Raw genomic sequence first — 20,970 nt, forward strand, 5'->3', positions numbered from 1 at the left:
GGGCCACCGTGCTGGTGGGGCTGCCGCGGTTCGGGGGGACCGCGGCAGCCGTACGGCGAGGAGCCGGGCGGGAATGCCGGGAGCGGCCGCGGGGTTGGCCCCCTCATGACACCTGATCGCGGTCCCGAGGTCCTGCGCTACACGGCCTTCTCTCCCGACCCGGAGGGCGGAAACCCGGCCGGGGTCGTCCTGGACGCGTCGGGTCTGGACGAGGACCGGATGCTCGCCGTCGCGGCGGAGCTGGGCTACAGCGAGACGGCGTTCCTCACGGAGCGGACCGGCGAAGGCGCGTACAAGATCCGGTACTTCAGCCCGAAGGCCGAGGTGCCGTTCTGCGGCCACGCCACGGTCGCCACGGCCGTCGCGCTGGCCGAACGGGACGGTCCGGGCGCGCTGGAGTTCGCGACGGCCGCCGGCACGGTGCCGGTCACCGTGGTCCGGGAGGCCGGCGAGCTGCGCGCCACCCTGACCAGCGTGGCCCCGCACGTCGCGGAGGCCTCCCCGGCCGACCTGGCGGAGGCGCTGGCGGCCCTGGACTGGCCGGCCGCCGACCTCGACCCGGCCATGCCGCCCCGGATCGCCTACGCGGGCGCCCGCCACCTGGTACTGGCCGCCGCCACGCGTGAGCGGCTCGCGGACCTTCGTTACGACTTCGCCCGGCTGGAGGCGCTGATGCGCCGGCTGGACCTGACGACGCTGCAACTGGTGTGGCGCGAGGCGCCGGAGGTCTTCCACGTGAGGGACCCGTTCCCGGTGGGCGGGGTGGTGGAGGACCCGGCGACGGGAGCGGCGGCGGCCGCGTTCGGCGCGTACGTAAGGGAGTTGGACCTCGTCCCGGAGACGGCCACGCTCACCCTCCACCAGGGCGCGGACCTGGGCCGCCCCGGCACCCTCACGGTGGAGCTGCGCGCCGGGGACGACCGGGTGCGGGTCAGCGGAACGGGCACGAGGATCGGCTGAGGCGTACGGGAGGGGCCGGGGCGTGTCCGGCGGATCCGGCTCCGATTCGCCGGACACACCCCAGGTCAGCCGGTGAGCTCCCTGGCCGGGGAGACGCGGGCGAACCAGCGCTCCGTCTCCTCGGCTTCGAGGGCGCGCTCCAGGATGAGGTCGCCGCGCATGCCCGGGAAGAAACGGCCCGCGGGCCAGGACCGCCGGTAGGCCGGCTCGTCCAGCACCAGGAGGCGGACGCCGTCGACGAGCGGGATGTCGGCCGGGTTCCCCTCGTTCCAGAGCCGCGCACCGTCCGGGGCCACCAGCTCGAAGGAGCCGACGGTGTCCACCTGTCCCGGAGTCTCCCGGCAGACGGCGACCTCGTGAGGCGAGGGGGCGTAACCCCGCACATGGCCGCCGCCTATGAGGGCGTCGGCGAGGAGGGTGTGCAGCTGGAAGTTGTCGCCGATGCCGAAGAACCGCAGGGCGTAGCCGGTGCCGCTCGGCCGGTGGAGGGCGACGAGGGGTTCGTCGTCCAGCACCTGGAGGGCGTAGCCGAGGGACCGGAACTGCTGACCGGAGGCGTGCTCCACGGCGGCGAGGAGGCGCAGGAGCGCGTGGCGACCGGCGAGGGCTTCGGCACGTAGGGGGTGGCCGTCCGGGCCGCCGCGGGCTTCGGCGCGTACGGCCTGGTGGGAGGCCTCTTCGTCCGCGCCGCCGAGACCGGCGCGTACCGCCGGGTGGTTCAGCAGCGCGACGGCTGCCATCTCCCACTGGCGCAGCGTCCACCAGCCGGCCGCCGCCTCGAACCCCGCCCGCTCGACGGTCTCCGCGTCCGGCTCACCGGCGTCCGGCTCCGGGAACGCCCCGCCGCCGGTCGCCGCCCACGCCTTTGCGAACGCCGCGGCCCCTTCGACCGCCGTCCGCAGCCCGGCCAGTACGCCGGGGGCGCAGCGCTCGGCCTCCGCGCCGCGCTCGACGCAGGCCCCGACGAGGACCGCGACGACGGCACGCGGCCCGGGCGGAACCTGCTCCAGTACGGCGGCCAGGCGCGGTCCGCCGGCCAGCAGCTCCGCCTCCTTGGCCTGCCCGAAGGTCTCCTGCAACCGCACGAACGCCTTGCCGGACCGTTTCGCGTCCTGGGCCACCACCGCGGCCTCGAAGTCCGCGACCGCTCCCCCGAACCCGGCCTTGCTGAATATCATTCCAGCACTTTATCGACGTGCCGTCGGGCGCTGTGAGGCCGGTCGAGGTGAGGCCGGTCGAGCTCCGGCGGGCCGAGGGGCGGAACCGCGCCGATCGCGGGAGGATACGGGCATGGCTGACCGGAAGCCTGACGCCACGTCCGAGCCCGCCCCCGACACGACGTCCGGCACGACCGCCGGGTCCGACGCGAACGCGAGGGCGGACGCGAGGACGGATCCGGAGGCGGGCGCGGATCCCCGGCCTGGCCCCGGACCACTGACCGTCCCGAGCATGTCCGCGGGCCCGGACTTCGTGCTGCGCCCGTGGGAGATGAGCGATCTGCCGCTGGTCCGCGAGGCCGCGCAGGACCCGTACATCCCGCTCATCTCGACGATCCCGGCCCGCTACTCGGACCGGGCCGCCGAGGCCTTCGTCCGCAGGCAGTGGGAGCGGGCGGCGACGGGCGCCGGGTACCCGTTCGCCATCGTCCGCTCGCGGGACCGGCGGCCGGTGGGCGCCATCGGGCTCTGGCTGCGGGAGCTGCCGGAGGGCCGGGCGTCGATCGGGTACTGGATGGTCCCCTCCGGCCGCGGCCAGGGCGTGACCCGCGCCGCGCTCCGCACGGTGACGGGCTGGGCCCTGCGCGACCTCCGGGTCCCGCGCCTCCAGCTCTTCATCGAACCGTGGAACACCGCCTCCGCCAGGATCGCGGTGGACGTCGGTTACCGGCACGAGGGGCTGCTGCGCGGCTGGCAGCAGGTGGGCGACGAGCGCCGGGACATGGCGGTGTACGGGCTCCTGAACAGCGACGAGCCCGTGGATGGCCAGGCGGTAACCTCGAACTGAACACCGAGGCGTTACGATCGCGGGCACCGCCGCCGACCAGCAGCCGCACGGCAGCCGAGCTCCAGGAGTACCGAACTTGTCCGCACCACGCATCGGCGTATCCATCGTGACCATGGGCGACCGCCCGCAGGCGGTCGAGGCGCTGCTGGCGTCGGTCGCGATGCAGGACGTCCGGCCCACCCGGCTCGTGATCATCGGCAACGGCACGGAGCTCCCGGACTACGCCGCCACCCCCGGCCTGGCGGATCTCGACGGCGGGGTGACCACCATCGAGCTGCCGGAGAACCTGGGCTGCCCGGGCGGCCGGAACGAGGGGCTGCGCCGGCTTGCCGAGATCGGTGACGTGGACGTGGTGATCGAGCTGGACGACGACGGTCTCCTGGTCGGCAAGGACGTCTTCCGCCGGGTCCGTGACCACTTCGCCGCCGACGACCGGCTCGGCATCGTCGGCTTCCGGATCGCCGACGAGACCGGCGAGACGCAGCGGCGGCACGTGCCACGGCTGCGGGCGGGCGACCCGATGCGCGGCGGCGAGGTCACCGCCTTCCTCGGCGGCGGCCATGCCTTCTCCATGAAGATGCTGGAGCGGACGGGCCTGTGGCCGGCGGAGTTCTTCTTCACGCACGAGGAGACGGACCTCGCCTGGCGCGCGCTGGACGCCGGCTGGAAGGTGCTGTACGAGCCGGAGCTGCTGCTCCAGCACCCGAAGACGAGCCCGGCCCGGCACGCGGTCTACTACCGGATGACGGCCCGCAACCGCGTGTGGCTCGCCCGCCGCAACCTGCCCCTCCCTCTGGTCCCGGCCTACCTTGCCACCTGGACCCTCCTCACCCTGGCCCGCACCCGCGACCCGAAGGGCCTGCGCGCCTGGGCGGGCGGCTTCGCCGAGGGCGTCCGCACCTCGTGCGGCGAGCGGCACCCGATGCGGTGGTCGACGGTGTGGCGGATGACGAGGCTGGGCCGCCCGCCGGTCATCTGACCCGCTACGCCGACAGGCTCGTGGCAGCCTTGAGGCCCGTTCACGATTGCTGGTCCACTACGGCGGTGTGGGCCCCGGGCGCGACAGAGGGCCGGGGGTCCAGGGGGAGGAAGGTCGCGATGAGCTGGTTCTGGTGGATTCTCATCCTGTTCTGGACGGGCGGCTTCGCCTGGGCCGCCGACACCGTCCGTACCGCCCTGCGCAACCGCCACGAACGGAAACTGGAACTGCTGGAGGCCGCGAAGCAGGAGCGGCTCGCGCTGGAGGCCGCGCACAAGTCGCCGGAGCCGGTCTGCGGCTGCACCCACCACCTCGCCAAGCACGACAGGCGGGGCCGGTGCCATGAACAGGTCGAGGTCCCGACGGCCTGGGACGAGAACAAGAAGCCGCTGCGCTACGAGGCCGGGCAGTGCACCTGCCAGCAGTACGTGGGTCCGCAGCCGCTCTCCCAGGTGTACGCGGAAGAACTGACGGACCGCTGGCCGACCGACCCACCCACCGAAAAAGAGCCTCCGACCAGGTGAGACACCTGGCCGAAGGCCCTGAACGTGCACCGACAGCCGAGTCAGGCTGTACGCCGGGTTCTGTCTCCCGGTCGCCTCGCGGCGGCCGGGGAGACGGCCATCCATCTAGGACCGGCATTGCTGCCGGTCTCGTGCGGTCTACCCGTGAACTCGGGCGAGCAGCCCTCGAACGTTCACGCAGGGCCACTCCGTCTCCGGAACGGCCCCTCTTGACCTTGCTCCGGGTGGGGTTTACCTAGCCGCCTGAGTCACCTCAGGCGCTGGTGGTCTCTTACACCACCGTTTCACCCTTACCCGGGACCGAGGTCCCGGGCGGTCTGTTCTCTGTGGCACTGTCCCGCGGGTCACCCCGGGTGGCCGTTAGCCACCACCCTGCTCTGTGGAGCCCGGACGTTCCTCGGGAGGCCCCGAAGGACCTCACGCGGCCGCCCGCCTGGCTCGACTGTCGTACCGCACATCCTACCGGGCCGTACGGACAGCTCAGCCGAAGTCCCCGGTCTCCAGGTCGAAGGCGAAGGGCTCGGGGAGCGGAAGCGGCTTGCCGTACGGGATGGTGAGGTGCTGGCGGTAGTCGGCGTCCTCCGGGTCGCCGAAGAGCGTCACCGAGCTCTCGTCCCTGTCGATGAGGAGGTGGAGCGGGATGCCGCCGCGCGCGTAGCAGCGGCGCTTGGCCTCGCGGTCGGCCTGGGGCTTGGTGGAGGTCACCTCGACGACGAGGGCGACGCCTTCGCAGGGCATCCAGGGGTCGGCGCCGCGGAACAGTCTCAGGTCAAGAGGGGCGAAGGTGCCGTCGGGGATGGCGTGGTTCTTCGGGCAGCCGCCGCCGCTGCGAAGCTTCAGGCCCTTGTTCCCGGAGAACTGCATGCGCGTACGGGCGCGTCTGGCAACTTGGTCCACGATCAGCCCGATGCAGTCCTCGTGGTCACCGTCCGGCGGCGGCGTCACGACAATCTCCCCCTCGATCAGTTCCGCCCGGAAGCCTTCCGGTGTGTCCAGGGCCAGGAAGCCTTCCAGAAGGACTTCCGCCTGCGTGAGCGGCTCGTGCGCCATGGCAGTCATGTCACGCCCCTTCCTCGGTCGCTCGCTAGACTGGGACATCGGGGGACCAGCCGTCCGTGAGATGGGAGTTCTTCCCCCGATCGTGGCACAAGTCCACGGACAGAGGGCGGAGGCGGCGGAACCGCGCTTGACCTTGCCGCAGCGTCAGGGTTTCTACTGGCCGCATGCGTATCGGAGAGATCGCCGCGCTCGTCGGAGTCACCTCCCGGGCCGTTCGGCACTACCACCACATCGGGCTGCTGCCCGAGCCCGGTCGGCGGGCCAACGGGTACCGGGCCTACACCGTCCGGGATGCCGTGCTGCTCGCGCGGATCCGACGGCTGACCGAGGTCGGGCTCTCGCTGGACGAGGTGCGGGACGTGCTGGCGGATGACGAGGGGCGGGAGCTGGTCGAGGTGCTCGGGGAGCTGGACGCGGATCTGGCGCGGCAGGAGCGGGAGATCCGGGAGCGGCGGGAGGTGCTGGCGGCGCTGTTGGAGGCGCCGCTCACCTCGGACGGGCCGCTCTCGCCCGCTCTGGCCGCGCTCCTGGAGAGTGGGCCCGCCACCGGGTCGCCGGCCGCGGCGAAGGATCGGGAGCATCTGTTGCTGCTGGACGCGGCGGGCGGCGGGGCCGGGGCCGAGCTGTACGCGGCGTTGCGGCCGCTGGCCGAGGAGCCCGGTGTCGCCGGGCTGTACGCGCGGCTGGACGAGCTGGCCGGGGCCGGGGTGGACGACCCTCGGATCGCGCCCCTGGCGGCCGAGCTGGTGGCCGCCGTACCGGACGAGGTGCTGGCGGTGATCCCGGACGGGGAGCCGTCGCCGACGGGGTTCGGGCGGGTGCTGCTGGAGGACTATCCGCCCGCGCAGCGCGAGGTGGTGCGCCGGGTGATGGAAGCGCTGGCCGTCCGGGTCCGCGCGAGGCGGGGGAGGTCGGTGTGAGAGCGACAGCTCTGCGGGCGGCTCGGGCCGCCTTGTGGGTGGTGCTGCCCGCCGAACTGGCGCTGGTGGTCTGCCTGGTGGGAGGCGTACGGATCACCGGTGCGGTCCTGCTGGCGGCCGAGGTGCTCGTCCTGGGCGTGGTCGCGCTGGAGGCCGCCGTGATGTGGCCGCTGTACACGGCCCGGCGGCGGGCCGGCGACGGGCGGCGGGCGGCCGCGCTGGCGGCGGTGCGTGCCGTGGTGCCGGTGGCGGTGCGGCGGCTGATGGTGCACGAGCTGCGGGCGCTGCACAGTCTGGGGGTGTGGGCCGTACGCCGTCGGCACCGGATCCCCGAGGGCGCGCTGCCCTTCTCGTACACCGAACCGCAGACCGGGACCATGTGGGCGTTCTTCTTCGCCTCCGTCCTGGAGACCGTGGTGCTGGCCCTGGTGATCCCCTGGCCGCTGGTCCACCTGATCCTGCTCGTGGTCGGCGTGTACGGGACGGTGCTCGTCGTCGCCCTGCACGCGGCCTGCGTGACCCGGCCGCATGTGGTGGGGACCGACGGTTCGCTGCGGCTGCGCTACGGCGCCCTGTTCGACCTGCCGGTGCCCGCCTCGCTCATCACCGCCGCCCGGGTGGAGCGGCGCTACGACGGCGGCGGTCTCGTGCGGGTCGATGAGGACGGGGTCCTCGACCTGGCGGTGGGCAGCCGGACGACGGTGACCGTGGAGCTGGCGGAGCCGGTGGAGTTCGTCCGGCCGCTCGGGCGGCACGGGAGCGCGCGGACGCTCCGGTTCCATGCCGACGATCCACAGGCGGCCGTCGCCGCGCTCGGGCGGAGGCCGGTCACGCCGAAGCCGGTCACGCCCGGTCCGGTCACGCCGGAGCGAACAGCACCGTCTTCGACGCCGGGCCCGCCCGCGTGAGCCGGACCCGCAACCGCTCGCCGAGCGGAAGCGGAGCCGTACCGCCCTCGATCCGGCCCACGACCGCCGGGTCCCGGAGGTGGACCGTGCCGGTGGCCGGGTTCCGGTCCCCGACATCGACCACGTACGCGTCGAACAGCTCACCCACCCGTCCCTCCAGCAACGCCGCCTCCACCAGGTCGACGCAGGCCCGCTCCACGGTGTTCGCCCGGCGCGTCCCCTCGGCCATCTCCTTCGGGAGGGCGGGGAGGGCCTCCCGTACCCACTCCGGAGGTTCCCTCTCCGCGGTGGCCGCCAGGCAGAGCTCGGAGGCGTACCGGTCGACGAGGCGGCGCAGCGGCGCGGTGCAGTGCGTGTAGAGGTCGGCGACGGCCGCGTGCACGGCGGGGTCGGGGAGGCCGCCGTGGTCGAAGGCGGTGTATCCGGCGCCGCGCAGCAGGGTGGTGCACTCCTGGAGGAACGCCGCGTGGTGGGAGAGTTCCGGGTCCAGGGAGCGGACGACCTCCGCGTACGGGACGTGGTGCGGCCAGTCGATGCGCAGGGCGCGGGCGGAGCGCCGCAGCCGGGCGACGGCACCGTCCGGGGCGATCGGCAGGGTGCGGAGGATGCCGGTGCCGGTTTCGGCCATGAGGCGGGCGGCGGCGATGCCGGTGAGGAGCGAGATCTGGGCGTTCCAGGCCTCGGCGGGGAGCGGGGCGCGGTAGACCAGGCCGTAGGAGCCGTCGTGTTCGGTGATCTCCTGTTCGGGGACGTCGAGCGAGATGCCGCCGCGGGCCCGTTCCTGTTCCTCGCGCAGCCTCCCGATGTCGCGGAGCAGGGCGAGGGACTCCTCGGCGGTGCCCGCGTCGATCTGCCGCTGCACGCCCGCGTAGTCGAGCTTCGCGCGGCTGCGGACCAGGGCCCGGCGCACGCCGGTGGCGACCGTTCGCCCGTCGCTGTCCAGGTCGATCCGCCAGAGCGCGGCCGGGCGGGTTGCGCCGGGGAGGAGGCTGGCGGCGCCTTCGGAGAGGACGGTGGGGTGGAGGGGGACGCGGCCGTCGGGGAAGTAGAGCGTGGTGACTCGGCGGTGGGCCTCGGCGTCGAGCGCGCCGCCCGGCCGGACGAAGGCGGCGACGTCCGCGATGGCGTAGTGCACCCGGTAGCCGCGCCCCCGGCGCTCCAGGTGCATCGCCTGGTCCAGGTCGGTGGAGGCGGGTGGGTCGATGGTGAGGAGGGGCAGCTCCGTGGCGTCCTCGTGGGCCGACAGGTCCGGATCCCGGACGGCCGCCTCCGCCTCGGCCATCGCCGCGGCCGGGAAGCCGGCGGGCAGGCCGAGCTCGGTGCGCAGGGCGCGCAGCGCGGCCCCGAGCGAGCAGTCGGCCGCTCCGGTCATACGCAGCTGGCGGCGGGGCATGGACCGAGCGTAGGCGTGGACGGGGCGGGCGGCATCCGGGGATCGTCGCGGCGCGGGGCCCGATACCCCGTGGCGCATGCCGGGCCCCCGGCACCGTACGAGAAGCCCGCCCCCGCCCCCGTACCCTTGCCGAGGACCCCGGAGTGCCCGCACGCGCGCCGGGACCGCTCGTCGTGCGTATGAAGGAGAACCGCCGTGCTCGTGCTGTTGCCGCCCTCCGAAGGAAAGGCCGCTTCGGGGCGCGGAGCTCCGCTGAAGCCGGAGTCGCTGTCGCTGCCGGGGCTCTTCGAGGCGCGGGCGGCGGTGCTGGAGGAGCTGGTCGAGCTCTGTCAGGCGGACGAGGAGAAGGCCCGCGAAGTGCTCGGGCTCAGCGTGGGGCTGCGCGGCGAGGTCGGGAAGAACGCCGAGCTGCGGACCGCCGGGACCCGGCCGGCCGGAGAGCTGTACACCGGTGTCCTGTACGACGCCCTCGACCTGGCCACCCTGGACGCGGACGCCCGCCGGCGCGCGGCGAAGTCGCTGCTGGTCTTCTCCGGGCTCTGGGGCGCGGTCCGGATCGGGGACCGGATTCCGCCGTACCGCTGCTCGATGGGTGTGAAACTCCCCGGCCTCGGCGCGCTCGGCGCGTACTGGCGTACGCCCATGGAGGCGGTCATGCCCGAGGCCGCGGGGAACGGGCTCGTCCTGGATCTGCGCTCCTCGGCGTACGCGGCGGCGTGGAAGCCGAAGGGTGAGGTGGCCGCGCGGACGGCGAGCGTGCGCGTGCTCCAGTCGCAGATCGTGGACGGCGTGGAGAAGCGGTCCGTCGTCAGCCACTTCAACAAGGCGACCAAGGGGCGGATGGTCCGGGATCTGCTGTCGGCGGGGGCTCGGCCCAAGGATCCGGCCCAACTGGTGGATGCGTTGCGGGATCTCGGGTACGTGGTGGAGGCCGAGGCCCCCGCACGCGCCGGGCGGCCGTGGTCGCTCGATGTGGTGGTGACGGAGATCCACTGAGTCACTGAGTTGTGGTGGCGACGGAGATCCACCTGAGACTCACCTCATCCCATTGCATCCTCCGCAACGAGCGTTGCAGAGATCGCTCACGACGCGGCAGGATGGGCCCATGACCTCCTCCCCCGCCTCGCCGCCGCCCGCCGCTCCCTCCGACACCTCCGTCCTGGACCTCGCCCCCGTCGTCCCCGTCGTCGTCCTGCATGACGTGGCGGACGCCGTACCGCTGGCGCGGGCGCTGGTGGCGGGCGGGCTCCCGGCGATCGAGGTGACCCTGCGGACGCCCGCCGCGCTCGACGCCATCCGCACCGTCGCCGCAGAGGTGCCGGGCGCGGTCGTCGGCGCGGGCACGGTCATCTCGCCGCAGCACGTACGGGACACCGTCGACGCGGGCGCCAGGTTCCTGGTGAGCCCTGGGTGGACGGACGCGGTGCTGGAGGCGATGCGGGAGTCCGGTGTGCCGTTCCTGCCGGGCGTCTCGACCACCTCCGAGGTGGTGGCCCTGCTGGAGCGCGGGGTGAGCGACATGAAGTTCTTCCCGGCCGAGGCGGCGGGCGGCACCGCCTATCTCCAGGCCCTCTCCGGCCCTCTCCCCCAGGCCCGCTTCTGCCCCACCGGCGGCATCTCGCTCGCCTCCGCGCCGTCGTACCTCGCACTGCCGAACGTGGCATGCGTGGGCGGCAGTTGGATGGTTCCGGGGGACGCGATCGCGGCGAAGGACTGGGACCGGGTGGCCCGGCTGGCGGCGGAGGCGGCGGCGCTGGGGGCATAGAACCCGCGGCGTCGGAGCGTGCAGCCCTCAGCGCACGATCTGGATCGCGTACAGGCCGCCGATGCCCAGCGCCAGCACCCCCAGCAGCAGCCGCAACGCCGTTTCCGGCAGGCGGGGTTGGAGGCGCGCGCCCAGGTAGCCGCCGCAGAGGCCGCCGAGGCCGCAGGCCAGGCCGAGCGACCAGTACGGGGCGATGTCGCCGGTCGTGGTGAGGGAGAGCAGGGCGTACGTCCCCGCGCCGACGACCGAGGTCACGAAGGTGGCGGCCAGCGCGGCCGGGGCCACCTTCGCGACCGGCATCCCGCGCCCGACCAGGATCGGGCCGAGGAGCGAGCCGCCGCCGATCCCGTAGATCCCGCCCGCCACACCGACGGCCATGGCGAGGCGGGTGATGGCGCGGGACGAAGGTTCTCGTACCGCAGCGGGGCGCGCGGCACGGTGCAGCGTACGGAGGCAGAGCCAGCCGCCCAGCGGGAGCAGCAGCACCGCGATCAGCAGCCGGAACACCGACGGGCCCGGCACCGCGAAGACCCGGATCACCGCGCCGACGACGACCCCGGGGACGGTGCCGAGGACCAGCAGCCGGGTCAGGGGGCCGCGCAGCCCGCCGCTCCGGTGGTGGCGCAGCAGGGCGCCGGGGCCGGCGACCACGTTGTAGAGCAGGTTCGTCGGGGTGACCGCGGGGCTCGGCACCCCGAGCACACTGACCTGGACCGGCAGCAGGAACACCGCCCCCGACACCCCGACCGGGGCAGTCACCACCGAGATCAGCAGCCCGGCGGCGAACCCGAGCAGCCCGGTCGGCCAGTCCACGCCGGCCCCCGCTTCCAGTCCCCGCTCCTGTCAGCGCAGGTGCGAGGTGTCGTTGAGCAGGCGTACGGAGGCGTTGCCGTCCTCGTAGTACGCGACGGTGGAGATCGAGGCCGCCGACAGCTCCATCCGGAACATCGACCGCGCCGGAGCCTCCAGCGCCAGCCGGACCAGCGTCTTGATCGGGGTCACGTGGGTGACGAGCAGGACCGTGCGGCCCGCGTACCGCGCGGTCAGCCGGTCCCGGGCGGCCGCGACCCGGTCGGCGACCTCCGTGAAGCTCTCGCCGCCGCCCGTCGGCGGGATCTCCGGGTCCGCGAGCCAGGCCGTCAGGTCGTCCCCGTACCGCTCGCGCACCTCGCCGAAGGTCAGCCCCTCCCACGCGCCGAAGTCGCTCTCGCGCAGGCCGTCCTCGATGCGGACGTCCAGGCCGAGGCGCTCGGCGACGGCGGCCGCAGTCTCGCGGCAGCGGCGCAGCGGTGAGCTGACGATCTCCTGGACGGTGCCGAGCGCGGCGAAGTGGACGGCGGCCCGGGCGGCCTGGTCGCGGCCGACCGCGGAGAGTTCGGGGTCGGTGCCGCCGCTTCCGGAGAACCGTTTCTCGGGGGTGAGCAGCGTCTCGCCGTGCCGGAGCAGGACGAAGGTGGCGGGTGCGCCGAGGTCGGGGGCGGCGCCCCAGCCGACCTGGGGTGCCGGGGCCGCGGCCACAGCGGTGCCGTCGATGGGCTCGGGGACCGCTGTGACGTCGATGGGCTCGGGGGCCGCTGTGACGTCAGTGGGCTCCGGTTCTTCCGCGGCGGCGGCAGCGGCGTCGACCTCGAACAGCGTCCCGGTGTCCGCCCCGCTCCGCGCCGCCGCCAGTGCCGCCCGCGCCTTCGCCGCTCCCGCCGCCGCATCGCCGGGCGGGCCCCGGTCGGGCAGCGGGGTGCGGGCGGGGGCGTCCAGTTCGGCGGTGGAGGTGGAGGCCTCCCACCGGCGGCCGTCGCGGCCCGCGTCCATCGCCTCGTTGGCGAGCCGGTCCGCGTGCTTGTTCTGCGCGCGCGGGATCCACTCGTACGTGACCGAGGACGGCGGCAGGATCGCGGCGGCGCGGGCCGCCAGCGGCTTCATGTCGGGGTGCTTGATCTTCCAGCGCCCCGACATCTGCTCGACCACCAGCTTGGAGTCCATCCGGACGTGGACCTCCAGGTCCGGCCCGGAGACTCCCGCGTCCGGGAACAGCGCCTTCGCGGCCGTCAGGCCGGCGATCAGGCCCCGGTACTCGGCGACGTTGTTCGTCGCGACGCCGATGTACTCGGCGGCCTCGGCGAGCGTCTCGCCGGTGGCCGCGTCGAGCACGACCGCGCCGTAACCGGCGGGCCCCGGGTTGCCCCGGGAGCCGCCGTCGGCCTCGACCACCAGCCGGCGGGCAGCGCTCATTACAGGCCCGACTCCGAGGTGCGGACCAGGATGCGGTGGCAGTTCTCGCAGCGCAGGACGGTCTCCGGGGACGCGGCCCTCACGTCGCCCACCTCGGCCATGTTCAGCTCCAGGCGGCAGCCTTCGCAGCGGCGCTGGTAGAGGCGGGCGGCGCCGACCCCGCCCTGCTGGGCGCGGAGCTTGTCGTACAGCTTCATCAGGTCGGCGGGGATGACCTCGGCGACGACCTGGCGGTCCTTGGTCACCGTGGCGGCCTCGGCGTCCAGTTCGGCGGTGGCGGCGTCCCGGCGGGCGGTGGCGTCGTCGACCTTGGCCTGGACGGCGGCGACCCGCTGGGTCAGCTCGGCGACCCTCTCCTGGGCGGCCTCGCGGCGCTCCATGATCTCCAGGACGACGTCCTCCAGGTCTCCCTGGCGCTTGGCGAGCGAGGTGATCTCGCGCTGGAGGCTCTCCAGGTCCTTGGGCGAGGAGACCGCGCCGGAGTCCAGGCGCTGCTGGTCGCGGACGGCGCGCTGGCGCACCTGGTCGACGTCCTGCTCGGCCTTGGTCTGCTCGCGGGTGGTGTCGCTCTCCTCGGTGGAGGAGGCGACCAGCAGGTCACGCAGCTGCGCGAGGTCGTTGCTGAGCTGCTCGATCTCGGCGTGCTCCGGCAGCGACCGGCTCTTGTGGGAGAGCTGCGCGAGACGGGTGTCGAGGGCCTGGACGTCGAGAAGTCGGATCTGGTCGGCGGGCGCGGCGTTCAGTTGGGGGCTCCAGAGGAATGGTGGGTGGTCCAGGGGTCGGTGACCTGCTTCGAGACGTGGACCCGAAGGTCCCATCCGTGGCGGTCGGAAAGCGCGTCGAGCTGCGCGGCGGCCTGCTCGCACCAGGGCCACTCGGTGGCCCAGTGCGCGGCGTCGACCAGGCCGAGCGGCGCCTGCTGCACGGCCTCGGAGGCCGGGTGGTGGCGCAGGTCTGCGGTGAGGAAGGCGTCGGCCCCGCAGGCTCGTACGGCGTCGAAGAGGCTGTCGCCGGAGCCGCCGCTGACGGCGACGGTACGGACGAGGGCCTCCGGGTCGCCGGCCAGCCGGACGCCCTGCGCGGTGGCGGGGAGCCGGGCGGCGGCGCGGGCGGCAAAGTCGGCCAGGGTCTCGGGGTGGTCCAGCTCGCAGATCCGGCCGAGTCCGCGCCGCCCGTGGGGGTCGGTGGGGTCCGGTACGAGGGGTCCGGTGACGCGCAGGTCCAGGGCGCCGGCCAGCGCGTCGGAGACGCCGGGGTCGGCGGTGTCGGCGTTGGTGTGCGCGACGTGGAGCGCGATGCCGTGCTTGATGAGCGTGTGGACGACCTTGCCCTTGAAGGTGTCGGCGGCGACCGTCGTCGTCCCGCGCAGATAGAGCGGGTGGTGGGTGACGATCAGCTGGGCGCCGAGCCTCAGGGCCTCATCGGCGATCGCGTGGACCGGATCGACGGCGAACAGCACCCGGTCGACCTCGGCGTCCGGGTCGCCGCAGACCGTGCCGACCGCGTCCCATCCTTCGGCCCGCTCGGGGGGCCAGAGGGCGTCGAGGGCGGCGATGACTTCAGACAGACGGGGCACGGGGGAAAGGCTACCTGTCCGGGCAGGCCCGCCGCCCCTGGCCGCCGGACCGGTACGCCGGGACCGGCGGCCGGACACGCACCGTCACGTCAGCAGGTGGGGCCGGGAGCCCGGGCGGTCGCTTGAGCAGGCCGGCGCGACTGCCGCCGTCAGCAGCACACCCACCCCCCTCACCTCAGGAGAATCCGGGCATCACCACCCTTATGTGTGAAGTGAGGTGGCACGTGTTGTCCAGCAGGAAGTGCGAAAACTAGCTTGCGTAGCCGGAGGTGACGAGCCCATGACTGCCTGTGCCATCGAGGGCGGAACCGCCGGGGCCGCCACGACGGCGGATCCCGGCCCTGAAGAGCCCGGAGAACCGGAGGAACCCGTCGGGGCGGCGGAGGCTGTCCCGACGGGGCGGGCCGCGGAGGCCGGAGCACCGGAGCGGCCTGCCGCACCCTGGGCCGAACCGCTTCCCGCCCCCGGCACGTTCACGCTCACCGCGGACGGCGCGTACGGGGCCCGGCTGACGGCCGCGCCCGCCCCGCCCGGCGGACAGCGGGCCTGGTATCCGGAGCGCTGGACGCTGGACGGACCCGAGCCCTACGCCGTACCGCTGCCGCTCCACCAGCCCGAGGAGCCGGACACACAGGTGGCGCCGCTCGCAGACGGGCGGGTGCTGATCCGGCGGCGGGTGGCGGACCGGCAGATGTTCTCGCTGCTCTACCCGACCGGGCCCGCCACCGGCGAACTGGCCCTCGGCGCGGTCGAGTGCGACGGGATGACGCTGCTGCCGCCCTCGCCGGACGGCTCCAGCGTGTACGGCCTCTCCGCCGGCGACCACTCCTCGCTGCTGTGGCTGGTGGCCGGCGGCGCCTTCGGGCCGGAGCTGGTCGCGGAGATCCCGGGCCACTGCTCGGGCGGCGTCTGGCTGGACCGGGCGGGCCGGATACTGGCCCTGGACCGGCGGCTGCCGGGCGGCGGTCCGGTGAAGGCGGTCGCCGTCGACCTGGAGCGGAACGGCGAGGTGACCCCGCTGCTCCAGATCACCCCGGAGAGCGATGACCGGCTGCTGCTGGCCGACCCGGACAGCGGGCTGCTGCTGATCCGCTCGAACGCGCCGGGCCACGACCGGCTCGGCTGGGGCGTCCTCGGCAGCTGTCTGCCCGTCCGCTTCCCGGAGTGCCTGCGGCAGGCGGATCTGGCGGTGACGCCGTTCGCGGTGCAGCCGGGACAGATGCTGATGCCGGAGAGCTGCGCCGTCGCGCTGCGCATCGACGGGCCGGCGGGGAGCTGGGTGGGGATCTGGCGTCCGCAGGGGCGGCGACTGCACCAGCTCGCGGCGCCGGAGGGCTGGTCGGCGGGGGCCGGGTACTGGAGCCGGGACGGCGTGCTGCACCTCCCGTACGCCAACGCCTCGACGCCCTGCGGTGTGGCGCTGCTCCACGCGCCGGGCGACGAGGAACCGCCGCCGGGGACGGCCGGAACGGACGGCGATACGAGCGGAACGGACCGTTCCGCCGCCATCACCCCTCCTGTCGTGTGTAAGCCGGTTCCGTTGGGGCAGGCGCCTCTGCACCGCGCGGCGTCATCTGACTAGACTCGGCGCCCGGCAACGCAGCCGCGGAACACGAAAAACGTACGTGCGACACAGGTACCAGGTAAGCGATCACAACGGGGTGACTTCCCACATGTCTGAAACCCGCACCGACACGACCACGCCGCGTACGCCGGGGGGCGACGCGGAGGTGGCCGGGACCGGCGGTTCCGGCAAGCACCGAGGGGGTGCGTCGATGGAGAACACGTCGGTGCAGCCGCACGGACGCCACCGCAGGCCCGCCCAGGAGGAATCCCGGGCGGCCTGAGCCGAGGCGCAGCAGGACGAGGAGGGCCCGGGGGCGTACGGCGAACAGCCGTACGCCCCCGGGCCCTCCTTCTCTTCTCCCCTTCACTCCCGCTTGAGGCCCAGCACTTCGGCCGCCGCGAAGGTCTCGCCGCGTGGCCGGTCCGCGTAGTACGGGGTGATCAGCTCGTCCAGCTCGGTGAAGGTGAACGCCTCCTTCGCCGCGTCGAACTTGGCCGCCACCTTGGGCCGTTCGACGATCGCGACCATGCCTCCGTGAACGACGAGCAGCTGCCCGTTGACTCCGGCGGCGGCCGGTGAGGCCAAGTAGCCGACGAGCGGCGAGACATGCTCGGGGGCCAGTGTGTCGAGGGTGCCGTCGGCCGGTTCCTCGAAGCCCGCGAAGACGTCCTCGGTCATCCGGGTCCGGGCGCGCGGGCAGATGGCGTTGGCGGTGACGCCGTACTTGGCGAGGGCGAGCGCGGTGGAGGTGGTCAGGCCGACGATCCCGCCTTTGGCCGCCGCGTAGTTGGGCTGTCCGGCGGAGCCCGCGAGGTACGCCTCGGAGGAGGTGTTGACGATCCGCCCGTACACCGGGCCGCCCGACTCCTTGGAACGGGAGCGCCAGTGGGCCGCGGCGAAGTGCGTCGTGTTGAAGTGGCCCTTGAGGTGGACGCGGATGACCGCGTCCCACTCGCCCTCGCTCATCGAGAAGATCATCCGGTCGCGGAGGATCCCCGCGTTGTTGACGAGGATGTCGAGCTTTCCGTATGTGGAGACCGCCAGCTCCACCAGCTCTCGGGCCCGTTCGTGGTCGGAGACGTCTCCGAGGTGGGCGGCGGCCCGGCCGCCTGCCGCGCGGATCTCGGCGGCGACCTCCTCTGCGGGCGCGGCCGACGCCTCGCCCGATCCGTCGCGGCCGGGCTGCCCGTAGTCGTTGACGACGACGGCCGCGCCGAGCCGGGCCAGCTCCAGCGCCTCGGCGCGGCCGAGACCGCGGCCGGCGCCGGTGACGATCGCGGACAGCCCGTCCAGCGGGAGGGGAAGTGACATGGCATTCCTCAACGTCGTTGTTCAGGGCCCGGGTTCAGAGTTCGATGCAGGTACGCAGCGCCTCCCCGGTCCGCATCTGGTCCAGCGCGTCGTTGACCTCCTCCAGCCGGACCCGGTGGGTGATCATCGACTCCAGGTCGATCCGGCCCGCCCGCCAGAGCGCGATGGCCCGTTCGTACGAGCGCAGCACGTCCCCGCCGCCGTACATCGACGGCAGGATGCGCTTCTCGTCGAAGAACAGCTCGAACATGTTGACCTGGAAGTGGTCGTCCATCGCTCCGGCGCCGACGACGCAGAGGGTGCCGCCGCGGCGGGTGTGCTCGTAGGCGGTGCGGGCGGTGGCGGACTTGCCGACGACCTCGAAGACGTAGTCGAACCCCTCGCCGCCGGTGATGCGCTGCTTGGCGTCGGCCAGTTCGCCGGGGGCGACGGCCTCGGTGGCGCCGAAGCGGAGGGCGGCCTCGCGGCGGGAGGCGACCGGGTCGACGGCGATGATCTGGGCGGCGCCCTGGACGCGGGCGCCCTGGATGGTGGAGATGCCGACACCGCCGCAGCCGATCACTGCGACCGACGAACCCGCTTCCACCTTCGCCGTGTTGATGGCCGCGCCGAGGCCGGTGGTGACCCCGCAGCCGATCAGGGCCGCGATCTCGAACGGGACGTCGTCGGGGATCGGCACCGCGCAGCCCGCGCCGACGACGACCTCCTCGGTGAAGGTGCCGGTGCCCGCGAAGCCGAAGACATCGCCGCCGGGGCGCTTGAAGTTGGGGGTGCCCGCGTTCATGAAGCCCGCGAGGCAGAGCTGGGTCTGGCCGCGCTTGCAGGACGGACAGGCCCCGCAGGCGGGCAGCCAGCAGACGAGGACCCGGTCGCCGGCGCTGAGTCCGCTCACCCCGTCACCGACGTCGACGACCTCGCCCGCGCCCTCGTGGCCGGGGATGAACGGGGCGGGCTGCGGGAGGATGCCGCTCATCGCGGAGACGTCGGAGTGGCAGAGGCCGGTGGCCCGGATGCGGAGCTTGACCTTTCCGGGGCCGAACCCCACCGCCTCGACGTCGTCGAGCACTTCCAGCTTCTCCTGGCCTATCTCGTGCAGTACGGCTGCGCGCATGGGTACGGCTCCCCTCGGATCGGCTGCCAAGAACGGGTGCTGCGGGGTTCAGGAGTGTCGGATCGGAGATGTCACGAGTGTTCGACGAGCGTGTCCGCGAGGACCGGTGCGTCGTCCCGCTCGGCGGCGGTGACCGTCACCTGGACCCGGCCCTCCCCGGCCGACCACATCCGGATACGGAGGGTCTCGCCGGGAAAGACGATTCCGGCGAAGCGGGTGCGGTAGGCGGCGATTCGGGACACGTCACCGTCCAGCAGGGTGTCGGTGACGGCCTTGAGCACCATCCCGTACGTGCACAGCCCGTGCAGGATCGGCCGGTCGAAGCCGGCCAGTTCGGCGAAGGCGGGGTCCGCGTGGAGCGGGTTCCAGTCCCCGGAGAGCCGGTAGAGCAGCGCCTGGTCCTCGCGGATCGGGCGTTCGACGGTCCGGTCGGGCTCACGGTCCGGCACGGCGAGGCGGTCGGAAGGCCCGCGCTCTCCGCCGAAGCCGCCTTCTCCCCGTACGAAGATCTGCGCGTCGTTGGTCCAGAGCGGACCGTCCTCGTCGCCCGCCTCGGTCCGCAGCACGATGACGGCGGCCTTGCCCTTGTCGTACACCGCCGCGACCTTCGAGGTCTGGACGGCCCGGCCGGTGACGGGGATCGGCCGGTGGACCCGTACGGTCTGGCCGCCGTGCAGGACGGCGGCGAGGTCCACGTCGATGCCGGGCGCGCCCATCCCGCCGAACGCGGCCGTTCCCGCGCCCGCGACGGTGGCGAAGCTCGGCAGCACCTGGAGCCGGGACTCCAGCGTGTAGCGCAGCTCGTCCGGGTCGGTGGCGGGCGTGCCGGCGCCGAGGCCCAGGTGGTAGAGCTGGACGTCCTTGTGGTTCCAGGCGATCTCGGCCCTGCGGGGGTCGGCGGCGAGGGCCGCTGAGGTGTCGATGGGCATGGCGAAGCCGCTCCTTGACGGTGAGGGACCGACGGTGGGAGACCTCGGTGCGGCCTGTCCGCACCGCCGACCGCACCGAGGCCGTGCGGGGACCGGCAGAGCGCGTCGTTCTAGAACGCGTTCTAGCCGATGGCCCATGTATAGCTCAGCGCAAGGAAGTTAGGAAGACTGCTGACGTCATGTCAGATCTGGTCATGTCGGATCGAGTCACGTCACATCAGATCGACTGGTTCAGACCCGTTCCTGCGCCTGCACCTTCGCCGCCGCCTCCTCCTCCCGCACGCGAGGCGTCCGGTGGTTCGGCAGCCAGGCCAGCATCACGACCACGCCGACCAGCAGCACCGCGCACGCCGTACGGAACGCCGTCGCGTATCCGGCGGTGACCTCGGCCGGGTCGGCGGAACCCGCCGTACGGGCGGCCGCGACTGTGGAGAGCACCGCGAGGCCGAGCGCGCCGCCCATGGTGCGCGAGGTGTTGACCAGGCCGGAGACGAGTCCGGCGTCACCGGGAGCCGCGCCGGAGGTGGCGAGGGTGGCCAGCGGCGTGGAGGCGAGTCCGGCACCGGCCATCATCAGGACGCCGGGGAACATGATCGCGGTGAGGTAGGAGCCGTCGACGCCCATGGTGGACTGCCAGCCGAAGCCCGCGGCGGTGATCAACACTCCGGCGACGGCGAGGCTCTTGGCTCCCGTACGGACCATGATCCGGGGCGCGATCTTGGAGCCGAGGATGACGGCGGCCGAGGTCGGCATCAGGGCCAGCCCGGCCTGCAACGGCGTGTAGCCCAGCACGTTCTGCGCGTAGACGGTCATGAAATACCACATGGAGAAGGTCGCCGACCCCATGAGGAACATCGACACATTGGCCGAGGAGACGGCCCGTACGCCGAACACCCGCAGCGGGACCAGCGGAACCGCCGTCCGCGCCTCGACCAGGACGAACGCGGCGAGCAGCGCGACTCCGGACAGCAGCGGTACGAGCGTGGCGGCGGCCGTCCAGCCGACGGCCTCGGTCTGGACGATGCCGTACGCGACGGTGGCCAGGCCCGCGGTGACGAGAACGGCGCCGAGCAGGTCGATGCGGCGGCGGTCGCCCGCGCGGCCCTCGGTGATCCACAGGGCGGCGGCGACCAGGACGAGGGCGCCGATGGGCACGTTGATGAGGAGGACCCAGCGCCAGGAGAGGGCGTCGGTGAGGACCCCGCCGATGAGCCCGCCGGCCGCGCCGCCGCCCGCGCCGACCGCCATCCAGGTCGCTATCGCCTTGGTCCGGGCCGGGCCCTCGGGGACGGCGGCGGTGAGGATGGTGAGCGTGGCGGGGGCCAGGACGGCGGCTCCGAGGCCCTGCGCTCCCCGGGCCGCGAGGAGCTGCCAGCCCTCCTGGGCGAGGCCGCCCGCGAGGGAGGCGGCGGTGAAGACGCCGAGGCCGACGAGGAACATCCGCTTCCGGCCGTAGATGTCGGCGGCCCGCCCGCCCAGCAGCATGAACCCGGCGAACGCGATCGAGTAGGCGTTGACGACCCACTGGAGGGCGCTGTGGCTCAGCCCCAGGTCGGCACGCATGGAGGGCAGTGCCACGTTGACCACGGACACGTCGAGGACGACGAGGAACTGGCCGGTGCAGGCGGCGAGCACGACCGCCCACGCGCCGGTGGGTATGCGGGAGCGTGAGGTACGGGTGGGCGCGGGGGCGGTGACGTCGGACATGCGGGTCATGGTCGCAGGTGGCGGGCGG

21 protein-coding genes and 1 other RNA gene are annotated in these 20,970 nt (G+C 73.5%); 10 read left to right on the plus strand and 12 right to left on the minus strand.

Annotated features, from left to right (window positions below; translation table 11 throughout):
* Positions 1-105: 105 nt before the first annotated feature.
* Entirely contained in the window at positions 106-960 is an 855-nt protein-coding gene (locus ACIRR8_RS00490) for a PhzF family phenazine biosynthesis protein (RefSeq protein ID WP_404057397.1), read from the plus strand.
* A gap of 65 nt (positions 961-1,025) precedes the next feature.
* Here the strand turns inward: ACIRR8_RS00490 and ACIRR8_RS00495 are convergent, their stop codons facing one another.
* Complete coding sequence (locus tag ACIRR8_RS00495; protein ID WP_404057399.1) at positions 1,026-2,138, minus strand: hypothetical protein; 1,113 nt, start codon at positions 2,136-2,138, stop codon at positions 1,026-1,028.
* Between the two features lie 271 nt (positions 2,139-2,409).
* Here ACIRR8_RS00495 and ACIRR8_RS00500 point away from each other — a divergent pair, with 271 nt between their 5' ends.
* The 3 genes from ACIRR8_RS00500 to ACIRR8_RS00510 all read left to right on the plus strand — a co-directional run bounded on the left by ACIRR8_RS00500 (position 2,410) and on the right by ACIRR8_RS00510 (position 4,467).
* Positions 2,410-2,964 (plus strand): GNAT family N-acetyltransferase, encoded by a 555-nt coding sequence (locus ACIRR8_RS00500; protein WP_404057401.1) that lies wholly within the window; start codon positions 2,410-2,412, stop codon positions 2,962-2,964.
* Between the two features lie 76 nt (positions 2,965-3,040).
* A complete protein-coding gene (locus ACIRR8_RS00505) occupies positions 3,041-3,943 on the plus strand; it encodes a glycosyltransferase family 2 protein (protein ID WP_404057403.1) in 903 nt (300 codons plus the stop codon).
* Positions 3,944-4,062: 119 nt separating this feature from the next.
* The gene (locus ACIRR8_RS00510) at positions 4,063-4,467 is read left to right on the plus strand and encodes a hypothetical protein (protein WP_404057405.1); all 405 of its coding nucleotides are present in this window, start codon (positions 4,063-4,065) and stop codon (positions 4,465-4,467) included.
* 33 nt (positions 4,468-4,500) lie between these two features.
* On the opposite strand, the gene rnpB is transcribed toward ACIRR8_RS00510, so the two are convergent.
* Together rnpB and ACIRR8_RS00520 are read right to left on the minus strand one after the other, a co-directional pair.
* An RNA gene (gene rnpB, locus ACIRR8_RS00515) (RNase P RNA component class A) lies at positions 4,501-4,908 on the minus strand.
* Between the two features lie 39 nt (positions 4,909-4,947).
* Complete coding sequence (locus tag ACIRR8_RS00520; RefSeq protein ID WP_404058661.1) at positions 4,948-5,517, minus strand: Uma2 family endonuclease; 570 nt, start codon at positions 5,515-5,517, stop codon at positions 4,948-4,950.
* A gap of 173 nt (positions 5,518-5,690) precedes the next feature.
* Between ACIRR8_RS00520 and ACIRR8_RS00525 the strand changes: the two genes are divergently transcribed.
* Together ACIRR8_RS00525 and ACIRR8_RS00530 are read left to right on the plus strand one after the other, a co-directional pair.
* Positions 5,691-6,446, plus strand: coding sequence for a MerR family transcriptional regulator (locus ACIRR8_RS00525; protein ID WP_404057407.1), 756 nt, complete (start codon positions 5,691-5,693; stop codon positions 6,444-6,446).
* A complete protein-coding gene (locus tag ACIRR8_RS00530) occupies positions 6,443-7,354 on the plus strand; it encodes a hypothetical protein (protein ID WP_404057409.1) in 912 nt (303 codons plus the stop codon). The genes ACIRR8_RS00525 and ACIRR8_RS00530 overlap by 4 nt, the downstream gene beginning before the upstream one ends.
* Here the strand turns inward: ACIRR8_RS00530 and ACIRR8_RS00535 are convergent.
* Positions 7,305-8,747, minus strand: a complete 1,443-nt coding sequence (locus ACIRR8_RS00535) for an RNB domain-containing ribonuclease (RefSeq protein ID WP_404057411.1) — start codon at positions 8,745-8,747, stop codon at positions 7,305-7,307. The two genes, ACIRR8_RS00530 and ACIRR8_RS00535, sit on opposite strands and share 50 nt — an antisense overlap.
* Before the next feature lie 195 nt (positions 8,748-8,942).
* Between ACIRR8_RS00535 and yaaA the strand changes: the two genes are divergently transcribed.
* Entirely contained in the window at positions 8,943-9,743 is an 801-nt protein-coding gene (gene yaaA, locus ACIRR8_RS00540) for a peroxide stress protein YaaA (protein WP_404057413.1), read from the plus strand.
* 109 nt (positions 9,744-9,852) lie between these two features.
* Positions 9,853-10,512, plus strand: a complete 660-nt coding sequence (gene eda, locus ACIRR8_RS00545) for a bifunctional 4-hydroxy-2-oxoglutarate aldolase/2-dehydro-3-deoxy-phosphogluconate aldolase (RefSeq protein WP_404057415.1) — start codon at positions 9,853-9,855, stop codon at positions 10,510-10,512.
* 27 nt (positions 10,513-10,539) lie between these two features.
* Here the strand turns inward: eda and ACIRR8_RS00550 are convergent, their stop codons facing one another.
* The 4 genes from ACIRR8_RS00550 to ACIRR8_RS00565 are packed head-to-tail and all read right to left on the minus strand — an operon-like array spanning position 10,540 to position 14,317.
* On the minus strand, positions 10,540-11,325 hold the full coding sequence (locus tag ACIRR8_RS00550) for a sulfite exporter TauE/SafE family protein (RefSeq protein WP_404057417.1): 786 nt from the start codon (positions 11,323-11,325) through the stop codon (positions 10,540-10,542).
* A gap of 30 nt (positions 11,326-11,355) precedes the next feature.
* Positions 11,356-12,741 (minus strand): bifunctional RNase H/acid phosphatase, encoded by a 1,386-nt coding sequence (locus ACIRR8_RS00555; protein WP_404057419.1) that lies wholly within the window; start codon positions 12,739-12,741, stop codon positions 11,356-11,358.
* Complete coding sequence (locus ACIRR8_RS00560) at positions 12,741-13,484, minus strand: zinc ribbon domain-containing protein (RefSeq protein WP_404058663.1); 744 nt, start codon at positions 13,482-13,484, stop codon at positions 12,741-12,743. The genes ACIRR8_RS00555 and ACIRR8_RS00560 overlap by 1 nt, the downstream gene beginning before the upstream one ends.
* Positions 13,481-14,317, minus strand: coding sequence for a Nif3-like dinuclear metal center hexameric protein (locus ACIRR8_RS00565; RefSeq protein ID WP_404057421.1), 837 nt, complete (start codon positions 14,315-14,317; stop codon positions 13,481-13,483). Before ACIRR8_RS00565 ends, ACIRR8_RS00560 begins: the two co-directional genes overlap by 4 nt.
* 280 nt (positions 14,318-14,597) lie before the next feature.
* Here ACIRR8_RS00565 and ACIRR8_RS00570 point away from each other — a divergent pair, with 280 nt between their 5' ends.
* Both ACIRR8_RS00570 and ACIRR8_RS00575 read left to right on the plus strand, forming a co-directional pair.
* Positions 14,598-15,899 carry a hypothetical protein gene (locus tag ACIRR8_RS00570; protein WP_404057423.1) on the plus strand — a complete coding sequence of 434 codons (1,302 nt, stop codon included), beginning with the start codon at positions 14,598-14,600 and terminating at the stop codon, positions 15,897-15,899.
* A 91-nt stretch (positions 15,900-15,990) separates the two neighbouring features.
* Complete coding sequence (locus ACIRR8_RS00575) at positions 15,991-16,164, plus strand: hypothetical protein (RefSeq protein ID WP_404057424.1); 174 nt, start codon at positions 15,991-15,993, stop codon at positions 16,162-16,164.
* An 83-nt stretch (positions 16,165-16,247) separates the two neighbouring features.
* Here ACIRR8_RS00575 and ACIRR8_RS00580 read toward each other — a convergent pair whose 3' ends face one another.
* The 4 genes from ACIRR8_RS00580 to ACIRR8_RS00595 all read right to left on the minus strand — a co-directional run bounded on the left by ACIRR8_RS00580 (position 16,248) and on the right by ACIRR8_RS00595 (position 20,951).
* A complete protein-coding gene (locus tag ACIRR8_RS00580; protein WP_404057425.1) occupies positions 16,248-17,195 on the minus strand; it encodes a 3-oxoacyl-ACP reductase in 948 nt (315 codons plus the stop codon).
* Positions 17,196-17,229: 34 nt separating this feature from the next.
* Entirely contained in the window at positions 17,230-18,306 is a 1,077-nt protein-coding gene (locus tag ACIRR8_RS00585) for a Zn-dependent alcohol dehydrogenase (protein WP_404057427.1), read from the minus strand.
* Between the two features lie 71 nt (positions 18,307-18,377).
* The gene (locus tag ACIRR8_RS00590; RefSeq protein WP_404057429.1) at positions 18,378-19,235 is read right to left on the minus strand and encodes a MaoC/PaaZ C-terminal domain-containing protein; all 858 of its coding nucleotides are present in this window, start codon (positions 19,233-19,235) and stop codon (positions 18,378-18,380) included.
* 231 nt (positions 19,236-19,466) lie between these two features.
* A complete protein-coding gene (locus ACIRR8_RS00595; protein ID WP_404057431.1) occupies positions 19,467-20,951 on the minus strand; it encodes a DHA2 family efflux MFS transporter permease subunit in 1,485 nt (494 codons plus the stop codon).
* Positions 20,952-20,970 lie beyond the last annotated feature (19 nt).

It is taken from the genome of Streptomyces sp. NPDC101178, from assembly GCF_044767965.1.
GTDB lineage: Bacteria > Actinomycetota > Actinomycetes > Streptomycetales > Streptomycetaceae > Streptomyces.

Bases quoted from the DNA above. Each gene is read 5' to 3' on its own strand.
- ACIRR8_RS00575 (WP_404057424.1), top strand. From the start codon at position 15,991: ATGTCTGAAACCCGCACCGACACGACCACGCCGCGTACGCCGGGGGGC.
- ACIRR8_RS00500 (WP_404057401.1), top strand. From the start codon at position 2,410: ATGTCCGCGGGCCCGGACTTCGTGCTGCGCCCGTGGGAGATGAGCGAT.
- ACIRR8_RS00510 (WP_404057405.1), top strand. From the start codon at position 4,063: ATGAGCTGGTTCTGGTGGATTCTCATCCTGTTCTGGACGGGCGGCTTC.
- eda (WP_404057415.1), top strand. From the start codon at position 9,853: ATGACCTCCTCCCCCGCCTCGCCGCCGCCCGCCGCTCCCTCCGACACC.
- ACIRR8_RS00585 (WP_404057427.1), bottom strand. From the start codon at position 18,306: ATGCGCGCAGCCGTACTGCACGAGATAGGCCAGGAGAAGCTGGAAGTG.
- ACIRR8_RS00520 (WP_404058661.1), bottom strand. From the start codon at position 5,517: ATGGCGCACGAGCCGCTCACGCAGGCGGAAGTCCTTCTGGAAGGCTTC.
- ACIRR8_RS00495 (WP_404057399.1), bottom strand. From the start codon at position 2,138: ATGATATTCAGCAAGGCCGGGTTCGGGGGAGCGGTCGCGGACTTCGAG.
- ACIRR8_RS00490 (WP_404057397.1), top strand. From the start codon at position 106: ATGACACCTGATCGCGGTCCCGAGGTCCTGCGCTACACGGCCTTCTCT.
- ACIRR8_RS00525 (WP_404057407.1), top strand. From the start codon at position 5,691: ATGCGTATCGGAGAGATCGCCGCGCTCGTCGGAGTCACCTCCCGGGCC.
- ACIRR8_RS00535 (WP_404057411.1), bottom strand. From the start codon at position 8,747: ATGCCCCGCCGCCAGCTGCGTATGACCGGAGCGGCCGACTGCTCGCTC.
- ACIRR8_RS00590 (WP_404057429.1), bottom strand. From the start codon at position 19,235: ATGCCCATCGACACCTCAGCGGCCCTCGCCGCCGACCCCCGCAGGGCC.
- ACIRR8_RS00555 (WP_404057419.1), bottom strand. From the start codon at position 12,741: ATGAGCGCTGCCCGCCGGCTGGTGGTCGAGGCCGACGGCGGCTCCCGG.
- ACIRR8_RS00570 (WP_404057423.1), top strand. From the start codon at position 14,598: ATGACTGCCTGTGCCATCGAGGGCGGAACCGCCGGGGCCGCCACGACG.
- ACIRR8_RS00595 (WP_404057431.1), bottom strand. From the start codon at position 20,951: ATGACCCGCATGTCCGACGTCACCGCCCCCGCGCCCACCCGTACCTCA.
- ACIRR8_RS00580 (WP_404057425.1), bottom strand. From the start codon at position 17,195: ATGTCACTTCCCCTCCCGCTGGACGGGCTGTCCGCGATCGTCACCGGC.